This is a genomic window from Thioalkalivibrio sp. ALJ2, assembly GCF_000378325.1.
GTDB lineage: Bacteria > Pseudomonadota > Gammaproteobacteria > Ectothiorhodospirales > Ectothiorhodospiraceae > Thioalkalivibrio.
In genome coordinates this window covers 52,749-64,625 of sequence record NZ_KB899560.1, presented here as the reverse complement: position 1 = coordinate 64,625, position 11,877 = coordinate 52,749, and the positions used below count along the sequence as shown (strand labels likewise).

At 67.5% G+C, this 11,877-nt stretch carries 7 protein-coding genes; 5 read left to right on the top strand and 2 right to left on the bottom strand.

Annotated elements, in window-relative coordinates; translation table 11 throughout:
• Window positions 1–256: 256 nt before the first annotated feature.
• From F468_RS0112720 to ubiG, 3 genes are all read left to right on the top strand, one after another.
• Complete coding sequence (locus F468_RS0112720) at window positions 257–2,548, top strand: EAL domain-containing protein (protein ID WP_018995316.1); 2,292 nt, start codon at window positions 257–259, stop codon at window positions 2,546–2,548.
• Window positions 2,549–3,153: 605 nt separating this feature from the next.
• A complete protein-coding gene (locus F468_RS0112715; RefSeq protein ID WP_018173894.1) occupies window positions 3,154–3,507 on the top strand; it encodes a hypothetical protein in 354 nt (117 codons plus the stop codon).
• 392 nt (window positions 3,508–3,899) lie between these two features.
• Entirely contained in the window at window positions 3,900–4,658 is a 759-nt protein-coding gene (ubiG, locus tag F468_RS0112710) for a bifunctional 2-polyprenyl-6-hydroxyphenol methylase/3-demethylubiquinol 3-O-methyltransferase UbiG (protein WP_018173895.1), read from the top strand.
• A gap of 96 nt (window positions 4,659–4,754) precedes the next feature.
• On the opposite strand, the gene F468_RS0112705 is transcribed toward ubiG, so the two are convergent.
• Entirely contained in the window at window positions 4,755–5,354 is a 600-nt protein-coding gene (locus F468_RS0112705) for a hypothetical protein (RefSeq protein ID WP_018995315.1), read from the bottom strand.
• A 1,173-nt stretch (window positions 5,355–6,527) separates the two neighbouring features.
• On the opposite strand from F468_RS0112705, the gene F468_RS0112700 reads away from it, so the two are divergent.
• Window positions 6,528–7,706: a trypsin-like peptidase domain-containing protein gene (locus tag F468_RS0112700; RefSeq protein ID WP_018995314.1), complete on the top strand. Its 1,179-nt coding sequence runs from the start codon at window positions 6,528–6,530 to the stop codon at window positions 7,704–7,706.
• A gap of 299 nt (window positions 7,707–8,005) precedes the next feature.
• Here the strand turns inward: F468_RS0112700 and F468_RS0112695 are convergent, their stop codons facing one another.
• Window positions 8,006–8,617: a bifunctional 2-polyprenyl-6-hydroxyphenol methylase/3-demethylubiquinol 3-O-methyltransferase UbiG gene (locus F468_RS0112695; RefSeq protein WP_018995313.1), complete on the bottom strand. Its 612-nt coding sequence runs from the start codon at window positions 8,615–8,617 to the stop codon at window positions 8,006–8,008.
• A 113-nt stretch (window positions 8,618–8,730) separates the two neighbouring features.
• Here F468_RS0112695 and F468_RS0112690 point away from each other — a divergent pair, with 113 nt between their 5' ends.
• On the top strand, window positions 8,731–11,865 hold the full coding sequence (locus tag F468_RS0112690) for an error-prone DNA polymerase (RefSeq protein WP_018995312.1): 3,135 nt from the start codon (window positions 8,731–8,733) through the stop codon (window positions 11,863–11,865).
• Window positions 11,866–11,877 lie beyond the last annotated feature (12 nt).

The following is an 11,877-nucleotide window of genomic DNA, read 5'->3' as shown; positions in this document are numbered from 1 at the left end:
ACGCACAGGCGCAAGCGCTTTGGGGCGGTATCGCCGTTTCGCTGGAGGCTGGATTCCGGCGCAGGCCGCTAATGGGTCAAGGCAGTACCAAAAAACTCAACCATGCGTGGAAGGGTTGTCTATAGTTCACAAGGTACATTCCAAAAGGACTTTGAATCACATGGCCGATGTTTCCGGCAGCACCCCGCAGGCGAAGTCCTCTCCAACTCCATCCGATAACACCACCAGCCGGGAGTTTGTCCGGGGCCTGCCACGGATGGTCGCCGACCTGGCCGACCGGTGGTACATGATCCGGCAGCGTGGCTGCCGCCATGTGGACCTGGGGGAGATCCGCGCGCTGACCCGGGTGATCGCCGGAGGGCTGGCCGGGACGGCGCTGAAGGAAGCGCTGAACACCGCACGGCGCATTGACGAGCGTGTGGCCCAGCATCTGCAAAGCCCGCTGCCTCCCAACTCCAACGAGCAGGAGACCATTGGCGCCCTGATCCTGCGCCTGCAGGGGACGCTTCCGGACGATCTCGCCGCGTCGGAGGGGCTCCCGGCGGCTCCGGAGCCCGACAGTATGCCGACTCCGGTTCCCGACCGACTGCGGTTCCAGTTGCTCGGGCCGGCCGGCGCTGAACGCGACGAACTGGCACTGCAACTGGTGGCCTGTGGCTTTCGGGTGGACGCCTTCGCCAGCCTGCAGGAGGCAGTGCATGCCGAATCGACAGCGACGCCTCATGCACGCGTCGTCCTGGCAGCGCCGCCGGGCCCGCCAACACCGGATGACGATGCAGCGTTGCCCAATATCCTGATCCTGCAAGCTTCCCAGGGCGGGGAACAGCCAACCACGATCGATGACTGGGACGCGGTCCTGTCGATGCCCACGATTCCCTCCGAGATCGCCGCGACACTGGAGGGCCTGGTCGACTCCAGCCCATGGGATCCGCTGCGGATCATGCTGGTCACCACCGGGCAGTCGGTCTCCCCGACCCGCGCCCTGCAGGAGGCCCCGGCACTCGACATCCAGCGTCTCTTGCCGGAGGACGATGTGCCGGGCCAAGCCCTGGAGAGCCTGCCCGAGGCCATTGTGATCGACGTGGACATCACGCCCGGCCAGGCCGCGGCCCTGTCCCGCTCCCTTGATCAGGACCCATCGCTGTTCGACATCCCGCGCGTTCTGCTGACGCCACCAGATGGCCCTGGAGCCGAGCCGGGCCCTCGGCTTGCGCACATATCGCCGGAGGCGGCGCCCGCGCGTGTCCGCTCCGAGGCGCGCCTCTGCCGCCGACGTCGTCGGGCCGGGCGGGCCCCCGCCACCCTGCGCTCCGGCGACCTGGCGCCCCTGCTGGACCACTGGCGAGCGGGGCTGGCCACTCAGCCCGGAATCGTCGCCCTCGCCTGCGTCGAATGGGACGAGGCCTCAAGTCTGATCCGGGAACAGGGAGTGGCCGGTTTCTCGCTGCTTCAGCGTCGCCTGCTGGGGCGAATCGCGTCAGGCCTGGCCGCGGGCGAGCGCATCACCCGATTCAGCGAGAACGCGACCCTCGTGCTGCTGAACCGAGGCGACGCGGAAGCCCTGTCAGGCTGGGGCGATGCCCTTTATGCGAAGGTCCCGGCGCCGCATGGTGCCCCGAGCCACGCGCCGTACCCGGGCCTGAGCATCGGGATCACGGCACTGGCCGACATTCCCGCGGCAGATGCGGTGGACCAGTCTCTTGCGCTTTGCGCGCAGGCCCGCCGGGAGGGCGGAAACCGTATCCAGCTGGACCCGGCGCTGATCACGCCGGAGTGCGGTGCCGCCCAGCAGCAGCACTGGCGCCAGGTGATCACTCGGGCGATTCACGAGCACCGCCTTTTTCTGGTGTATCAGCCGATCGCCAACATCGCCGGCTCCGACAACACGGAGCGCTACGAAGTGCTGCTCCGGATTCGCGATCCGGAAGGCCACACCCAATTACCCGGCCCGTTCGTCAACATGGCCGGACACCTGGACCTCGACCGGGCGCTGGACCGCTGGGTGCTGGCCAACGCAGTGGACATCCTGGGCGCACGACTGCGCACCCATCCGGACTCGGTGTTCTTCGTCAAACTGTCGCGCGGGTCGCTGCGCGACAAGGACCTGGCAGGTTGGCTCGGGCGCATCCTCGCCCAGGCGGCCTTGCCAGCCCGAGCGCTGGTACTGCAGCTGGCGGAGGAAGACATCGTGGCGGACCTGCAGCAGGCCGAACGGGTCATTGGGACACTGCGCGATATCCATGTCGGAGTGGCCGTGGAGCACTTCGGACTCTCCAGCGAACAGCCGGCGCAGCTACTGCGCAGCCTGCAGCCCGACTACGTGAAGGTCGCGCGTCCACTGACCCACGGGCTGCACGATGCCGCCGACAAGCTCGCGCGCCTGGAGCCGCTGCTGAACATCGCCCGGGCCAGCGGCGCACGCACCATGGCGGCCTATGTGGAGGATGTGGACGGCCTGGCCCTGCTGTGGCAGTCGCAAATCGACCTGGTGCAGGGCAACTTCCTGCGTCAGCCGGACGAAGAGCTGCGCTACGACATCGAGTTCTAGCGCTCGGTGCGGTGGTGTCTTCAGTCGCAGGAGGGCCCGGGGTCTGCCTTCAGATTGAGCAGACCGCCGCGTTAGCGGAAGAGGTCGCCCATCTTGCGCGCACACCGCCCCAGCCCTTTTTCTTGTTTTTCTTGTAGGAGCCCAGCCCTCTGGGCGATGGTGAGCCGGACACACCCGATCGGCGAGAGGGCTCGCCTCCTACTGTGGGCAGGCCCCAGCCTCGGCGACGAACCGGCGCGGACCCGGGGCAGACCTTGCCTGTTGCCCTGCCCGGCCAACTTTGGCGCAAAGGGGCGCTCTGATTCCGAGGGGCTCTCTTCCGGCCACACGGGGACGAAAACCAGGATCTGACCTTGTGCCTTGGCTCGTCGATCATTGCGGGCGGTCACAAGGGCCACCTACGGTACCGAGCGAACAGCAACCTCTCGGAACGGTCCGGCAGATTGCCGCGGTCTCTGCGAGACCTCGCAATGACGGAATATCGCGGGCATGACGGGGCCGGACCAAGGTAAGGTCAAACGCATGCACGGCGACGCGGTGCCGCATCGCGAAGGTGGCCCGGATGGCGCGAGTCAGGTCCCCGATGCGACGACCTTGAGGGGTCCGTGGTCGTCGCAGTGGTCACCATGGGGGTGATGCAGGTGGCCGTCTACCAGGTAGTCGACGTGGTCCCCGTGCGGAACGGGCTCGTGGCCGCAGCCGGGACCGTGCACGTGATTCGGGTCGTGACCTTGGCACTGATGGTCCGGGGTGCAGTGATCGGGGTTCGTTTCGCTCACCTCGATGACATGCTCGTCAACATGGTCGCCATGCGGGTGGTGGAGATGGCCATCATGCAGGTAATCCACGTGTCCATTGTGCTCCACCGCGGTGTGTCCGCAGCCGGGTCCGTGTTCATGATCGTGATTCGGATGTTCCTGGCAACTCATGACGCTTTCTCCTGCTGGACAACCTGTTGAGCGATCGCACCTAACCCGTGTTTTAGGTGACCATGGCGATTTCCTCAACTCGTTGGTTGACCCGACGGCACAGCAAGTTCCGACCGTTGTGCTGATCAATGACAGGGTTGGACCCCGGTAACCGGCCAATACGACCGCGGAGAGCCGGACTCTCTGACGTCACCTCGCCTGTTTCCAAGGGCCGTTTACCGCTGCGCGGTTGCCGGTCGCCCCGGGACACCAAAAGCATCCTGAGGGAGCCTGCTTGCAGGCGCCTACCGGGCCCAGAATCGCTCAGGCCTATGGCGAGTGATCAGGGGTACATGATCGTTCGGTGCGCCCGCCGCTGCGATCGAAACTGGCAGCGTGTGGTCGGATAGAGACCTTTGTGCCGATGGCGAGCGACCCAGCCCATGACTTCTCCGAATGTGGAACACGACCGAACCGTTGATCCCGCCGAGGTGGAACGCTACCGCGCCCTGGCCGAGATGTGGTGGGAACCGGATGGAAGACTCTGGCCCCTGCACGTGCTGAACGGCCTGCGCAGTGACTACATCCGCGACCAACTCTGCCACTCGCTCGGGCGGGACGCGGAGGCCGAGCGCCCCCTGGACGGCCTGCGCATCCTCGATATTGGCTGTGGCGGCGGGCTGCTGAGCGAGGCCATGGCCCGCCTGGGCGCGAATGTACTGGGCGTGGACGTCGTCGACCGGAACATCGCCGCGGCTCGGCTTCATGCCGCGGAGCAGGGCCTGGATATCGAGTACGAAGTGAACACCGCGGAAGCCCTCGCGGCACGAGGCGAGACCTTCGACGTGATCCTGAACATGGAGGTGGTGGAGCATGTGGCGGACCTGCCCGCGTTCATGGCGAGCGTCAACCGCATGCTGCGCGCCGGCGGCCACACCTTCGTGGCCACGATCAATCGCAATCCGGTCTCGTTCGTGGTGGCGATTGTCGGTGCCGAGTACCTGTTCCGCATCCTGCCCCGGGGCACCCATCAGTGGAAGCGCTTTGTCACACCGCGGGAAACGAGGGCGCTGCTCGCGCGGGACGGCCTGGAGCCCGTGGCGCAGACGGGAGTCAAGGTGAATCCGCTTTCCCGCCGGATGTGGCTGTCGCGCTCCATGAGCGTCAACTACATGTTGCTGGCACGGAAGCCCGAAGCCTGAAGGACGGGTTCGCTGTATGCCGATTCCGCCGATCCCTCATCCGGGTTACACGATCATGAAAGAGGACACCCACTTTTCCATCGGGCCAGTAGTCCCTTAATCCGGCTGATACTCCAGCGACGAGTGATGCAGATTGATGCGCAATGCACCGGCGTCATCGCGCACAAAACCCCAGGTCTTGTCGACGGTTGTAACCTCTCCATCCTGGTCCGTGAAATGCACCTTCCCCATCGTGATCGCGCTCTTGCCATCGATGAAGATTCCGGCATTCTGTGGTTCGCACTCCTTCCAGGCCTCGAGAGCAAACCCGGAGTCGTCAGGAAAAGAGGAATCGCCCCCCACGAAGTACGACAATGCACCTTCCCGGGTCATGCGGAACGTGTCCGGTTTCTGCGCCAGCGTGGGTTTGAAGAGAACCGTGCCCATCTGGTAGGCATATGCTTCGTCGATGATGTCTGCGGCGAGCGCCTTGGCGGCTTCATGCCCGCTTTCCGCATAGGTGGTACTGATATCGACAAGCGCCTCGCACCAAGCGTCCTGAGCCGCCAGGACGTCTTGCTTCAGAATCGATTGATCGACCACCACGACATCGTCCGCAGCCGCCGAGCCGGAGATCAACGAGATCGTTGCGACTAGTGCGAAGCCAAAAGAGTGCTTCATTGTTACCTCCTCTTTACGCGAGATCATCTCTGTCATGCACTGTCCTGGCGGGAGTCACGCGGTTGGTCGCTCGGCCGGGCGATATCCCGAGCAGCGAGCGCCCGTGAGACCCTTGCACAAAAGCATTCGCGAACGGCGCCTGCTCTACACTCCGCTCGAACCCGGGCCAGCACCCCCACGACTGAAAGCCCACGCAGTTCCTTGCGGTCCGACCGCGCGAGACATGGACATCGAGCCTGCGAAATAACAGCCAATGGGTCAAGCAGCGACGAGGACGGGCACAGATGTACTTTTCTGAAGGTGAAGCAAGATAAAGGACACCCATATTGTTCACCCGCCGCCACAGCCGCTTTCTCTCGTAGGAGCCCAGCCCTCTGGGCGATGGGGCGCTGGACATGCCCGATCGGCGAGAGGGCTCGCCTCCTACAGTGGGTAGGCCCCAGCCTCGGCGACGAACCGGCGTGCCAGATGCCGCACACGCCCCCTTCTCTCGTAGGAGCCCAGCCCTCTGGGCGTTAGGGCGCTGGACATGCCCGATCGGCGAGGGGGCTCGCCTCCTACAGTGGGTAGGCCCCAGCCTCGGCGACGAACCGGCGTGCCAGATGCCGCACACGCCCCTTCTCTCGTAGGAGCCCAGCCCTCTGGGCGATAGGGCCCTGGACATGCCCGATCGGCGAGAGGGCTCGCCTCCTACAGTGGGTAGGCCCCAGCCTCGGCGGCGAACCAGCGTGCCAGATGCCGCACACGCCCCCTTCTCTCGTAGGAGCCCAGCCCTCTGGGCGATGGGGCGCTGGACATGCCCGATCGGCGAGGGGGCTCGCCTCCTACAGTGGGTAGGCCCCAGCCTCGGCGACGTGAGAATGCGGCAACCCACCCTCCTCCGGCTCCACGCTGCCTTTCCGGCTGCATTGGAGCTCCAGGTTATCTACCGTCAGGATCGACAGTCCCGTTCGTGTATCGCTCCAAATGCAAGCGCTTCGAGGCGGTATCGCCGTTTCGCTGAGGAAGACTAACGGGACATCCACCTTTTGGCACGTCCGGGAATCCACCATCGCCGTACGCCGCAGTCCCCCGTTTTGGCATGGGTGTGCTTGCGCCCTGCGTCGGCTGCGGAGCGCGGTCTATGATCGAAGGGACATGGGTTCGGTGCCGAGCGGACCCGCGGGATGCTGGCGAAAAGAGAGGGGCATTATGGCGGGGCCATATCGGATGCTGCATGGGGCCGGGTTGGTGCTTGTTCTGCTGGCAGTCGTATCGGCCGCAGGCTGTGCCATCAGCCAGCCGACGGAAGGCCTGGATGACGAGCGAAACACGATCGCGGTGGCGCGCGAGGCGGGGCCGAGCGTGGTTTCGGTGCGGGTGTCGAGAACAGCAGAAGAGGACGACGCGGGCCCCGACGAGATGACCGAGGTGATCGGTGGCAGTGGCTTCGTGGTAAACGACGAGGGCCAGATCATCACCAACTTCCACGTGATCGCGGCCACGGTTGGCGAGGCGAAGGAGGACCGCATCGATCTGGCACCAGGGGCGACGCTAACGGTGTCGTTCCTCGGGACGCCGGAGGTGGAGCACGATGTGCGGGTGGTCGGTGCCAACCCGGACGTGGATCTGGCGCTACTGGAGCTAGTGGACCCGGCGGCGGCGCCCGACCCCGGCCCGATCCCGCTGGGCGATTCCGACCGGTTGCAGGTCGGCCAGAAGGCGATCGCGATCGGCAATCCGTTCGGCCTGCATTCGACGGTCACCGCCGGGATCGTGTCGGCGCTGGAGCGCGAGCGTCCGGGGCTGGTAGGGATCGAGATCCCGTACATCCAGACCGATGCTGCGATCAACCCCGGCAATTCCGGCGGGCCGCTGCTCGATTCCAGTGGCGAGGCGGTGGGGGTGAACAATGCCATCCTGGCGCCGGCCGGAACCTTCGCGGGCATCGGTCTGGCGGTGCCGAGCAACCTGGTCGCCGCGGCGATGGCGGAGCTGCGCGCGGGCGGTTTTTCCGGCCTGGCGGCCGCGGCGGCGCAGCTGCCGGAACGCCCGCGCATGGGCATGGAGGTGGCGCTGCGGGTGGTGGATTACCCGCGCGGCCTGCGCGCGGAGCTGGGGCTGCCAGAGCATGGCGTGGTGGTGACCGACACCTCGGCCGACGGGCCGGCCGAACGCGCCGGCATCCGGCGGCCGGAGAACGTGTTGCTGGTAAACGGGCGCGCGTTCCCGGTGGATATCGACGTGATCACCCATATCGACGGACAGCGCGTGACGCGGCCGATCGACATCCAGCGCGTGATTCTGGGGCGCGAGGAGGGCGACGTGGTGACGCTGCGGGTATGGCGCGACGGCACTGAGCGCGAGGTGGAGGTCGCACTGGAGATCGTTCCCCTGGGCGAGGATTGAGCCCGAAGGCGGGAACCGCCGCACCCTTGGTCTGACGCCTCTGGCGTGCGCTCTCCGGCAGGAGCCCAGCCCTCTGGGCGATGGAGGCTGGACACGCCCGATCGGCGAGAGGGCTCGCCTCCTACAGTGGGTAGGCCCCAGCCTCGGCGGCGAACCAGCGTGCCACATGCCGCACGCGCCCCCTTCTCTCGTAGGAGCCCAGCCCTCTGGGCGATGGGGCGCTGGACATGCCTGATCGGCGAGGGGGCTCGCCTCCTACAGTGGGTAGACCCCAGCCTCGGCGGCGAACCGGCGTGCTTTCAGGCGGAGCTGGCGGGTCGGGCGATGACGAGGACGGATGCGCGCGAGCCGTGGCGTCCGAGTGTGGTGAACTCGTCGATCACAAACCCGGCCCCCGCCACCTGTTCCCAAAACGCTTCTTCGTAGGTCACGCGACCGAAATCGATGGTGGTGATGCGTCTGAGCAGCGGCTTGAAGCGTTCCATCCAGCGGGAGGGGCGGGCCTGGAAGGTCTGGGTGAAGAAGACCTTCCCCTCCGGCTTCAGCAGGCTGCGGCAGTGGCGCAGAGCGCCCTCGGGGTCCGGCAGGAGCATGAAGCTGGCGGAGAAGTAGATCGCGTCGTACGGGCCACCCGTGTGGTCGTAGATGGATTCGAGTCGGGCCTCGGCATGATCGGCCAGGGACGAGTCGCGCAGGGCTCGCCGGGCGTGCTGGATGTAGTCGGCATCGATATCGATCCCCGTGATGACGAGCCCCTTCTCGCGCGCCGTGTCGGCATTGGCGAGCAGCGCGCCGGCGGTGCCAATGCCCACGTCCAGCAGGGCCGCCCCGTCCGGCAGCCGCCGCATGACCTCGGCATACCACTGCGAGGTAAGGCGGAGGATCAGCAGGTTGTAGATAGCGCTGCGCATAGGGGAGTCGTCACTGGGATCGGCCGGTAGCGGGCCTACCATACCGGAGCCGGCGCACCGGCTCGAAGCCAGGGTTTCTTGCCAGCCCGTAATACTGTTTATATAAACAGTATATGGATGCCACTACCCCCGAACCATCGGAGTACGCCGAGCTGACGGCCGTCAGCAACTTCTCGTTCCTGCGCGGGGCCTCGCACCCGGAGGAGCTGGTGGAGCGGGCCCGAGCGCTGGGCTATCGCGCGCTGGCGCTGACCGATATCGCCTCGCTGGCCGGCGTGGTCCGCGCGCACGCGGCGGCGAAGGACTGCGGGTTGCACCTGATCCTAGGGGCGACCTTCCAGCTGGCACACGGCCCCGCCCTGACCCTGCTGGTGCGCAATGCGGCGGGCTATGCCGCGCTGTGCCGGCTGATCACCCATGCACGCGGGGCGGCGGACAAGGGGCACTACCACCTGACACAGGCGGACCTCGACGCCCTGCCCGCCGAGGCGCGTGCCGGCTGGCACGTCCTGCTGCGTATCGAGCCCGAGATCGCGGAGCCGACGCTCGCCGAAGCGGCCCGCTGGCTGGCCGGGTGGGCCGCGCCGGGGCAGGCCCATCTGGCGGTCAGCCAGCTGCGCACGCCGGAGGATGCCGCGCTGGCAACCCGCACACAGCAGCTCGCCGACACGGTGGGACTCCCGATCGTCGCTTGCGGCGATGTGCACATGCATTCTCGCGGCCGGCGTGCCCTGCAGGACGTGCTGACCGCGCTGCGCCTGCGCACCACAGTTGCCGAGGCGGCCCCGTCGCGCTTCCCCAACGGCGAGCGCTGCCTGCGCCCGCGCGACGACCTGGCCGCGCTGTATCCCGCCGCCTGGCTCGCGGCCAGTGTGCGGATCGCGCGGGACTGCGACTTCTCGCTGGACGCGGTCACCTACCGCTACCCGACCGATCCCCTGCCCCGGGACACGAGCCCGGCCGCCTACCTGCGCAAGGAGACCCTGAAGGGCGCGCGCGGGCGCTGGCCCGACGGCATCCCGCCGAAGGTGTCCGAACAAATCGAACGCGAGCTCGGGATCATCGCGCAGCTTGGCTACGAGCCCTACTTCCTGACGGTCTACGACATTGTGCGCTTTGCTCGCGGCCGCGGGATCCTGTGCCAGGGGCGCGGCTCGGCGGCAAACTCCGCCGTTTGTTATGCGCTCGGGATCACGGCGGTGGACCCCTCGCGCTCCAGCATGCTGTTCGAGCGCTTCATCTCCGCCGAGCGTGGCGAGCCGCCGGATATCGACGTCGACTTCGAGCACGAGCGCCGCGAGGAGGTGATCCAGTACATCTACCAGCGCTACGGCCGCGAGCGCGCGGCGCTGGCCTGCACGGTGATCCGCTACCGCCGGCGCAGCGCCCTGCGCGACGTCGGCCGCGCGCTGGGCATCTCGCGCGCGCGGCTGGATGCGCTGACCGCCAACCTCGCCTGGTGGGACGACGGCATCCCCGCCGAGCGCCTGCGCGAGGTCGGGCTGGATCCGGATGGTGCCCTGGCCCGACAGTGGCAGGCGCTGACCGCCGAGCTGCTGGGCTTCCCCCGCCACCTGTCGCAGCACACCGGCGGCTTCGTGATCGCCGAGGGCCGGCTGGACGAGCTGGTGCCAATCGAGAACGCGGCGATGCCGGAGCGCTCGGTGATCCAGTGGGACAAGGACGACCTCGACGCGGTGGGGCTGTTGAAGATCGACGTGCTGGCGCTGGGGATGCTCTCCTGCGTGCGCCGCGCGCTGGAGCTGATGGCGCGCCACCGGGGCCGCGACTGGGGTCTGGCCGACATCCCCGCCGAGGATCCGGCGGTCTACCACATGCTGCAGAAGGCCGACACCCTGGGCGTGTTCCAGATCGAGTCGCGCGCGCAGATGAGCATGCTGCCGCGCCTGAAGCCGGCGAACTTCTACGACCTGGTGATCGAGATCGCCATCGTGCGCCCCGGCCCGATCCAGGGCGAGATGGTGCACCCATATCTGAAGCGCCGTGCCCACCCGGAGCGGGTGCGTTATCCGAATCCCGAGATCCGGCGGGTGCTGGGGCGCACCCTGGGGGTGCCGATCTTCCAGGAGCAGGTGATCGAGCTGGCGATGGTCGCGGCCGGCTTCTCCGCCGGCGAGGCGGACGGGCTGCGCCGCGCGATCGGGGCCTGGCGCCGTACCGGCCAGCTCGCGCGCTACCGCGAGCGCCTGATGGACGGGATGCGGCAACGCGGCTATCCGGAGAAGTTCGCCGAGCAGCTGTACAAGCAGATCCTTGGCTTTGGCGAGTACGGCTTCCCCGAGTCGCACTCGGCCAGCTTTGCGCTGATCACCTATGTCTCGTCCTGGCTCAAGTGCCATGAACCGGCGATCTTTGCCTGCGCGCTGCTGAACAGCCAGCCGATGGGCTTCTACGCCCCTGCACAGATCGTCGCCGACGCGCGCCGCCACGGCGTGGAGGTGCGCCCGGTGGATGTGCGCTGCAGTGACTGGGACTGCACGGTGGAGCCGGTGGCCGGGAGCGACGCGCTGGCCCTGCGCCTGGGCCTGAACCGGGTCGGCGGGCTCGCGCAGGCCGTGGCCGAGCGCGTCGTCGCCGCGCGCACCGAGCGCCCGTTCGCGGACGTGCCGGATCTGGTCGCCCGCGCCGCCCTGACCCGTGCCCAGGCCAACCGCCTGGCCCGCGCCGACGCCCTGAAGGGACTGGCCGGCAACCGCCACCAGGCGCGCTGGGCAACCGAGGCGGTGGAGGAACCCCTGCCCCTGTTCGCCGACGCCCCGGCCGACACAGTGCGCGAAGCCGACGTGACCCCGCTGCTGCCGCGCCCGGATGCGGTGGATGACCTGGTGCAGGACTACGCCACCCAGGGCCTGAGCCTGGGCCCGCACCCGCTGGCGCTGATGCGCCCGTTCCTGGAGCAAAGACGTTTACCCACCGCCGCCCGGCTGCTGGAACGCCCTGGGCATCCCGGTGCCCGCTATGCCGGCATCGTCATTACCCGCCAGCGTCCCGGCTCGGCCAACGGCACGGTGTTCCTGACCCTGGAGGACGAGAGCGGCACGCTGAACCTGATCGTCTGGCCGGACCGGGTGGAGCGCTTTCGCGCCGAGGTCCTGCACGGCCGCCTGCTGGAGGCCCACGGGGAATGGCAGTACAGCGAAGGGGTCGGCCACCTGATCGTGCAGCGCCTGATCGACCGCAGCGCCTGGCTGGGCGAGCTGACCACCCGCTCCCGCGACTTCGGCTAGTGCGAGGGATAG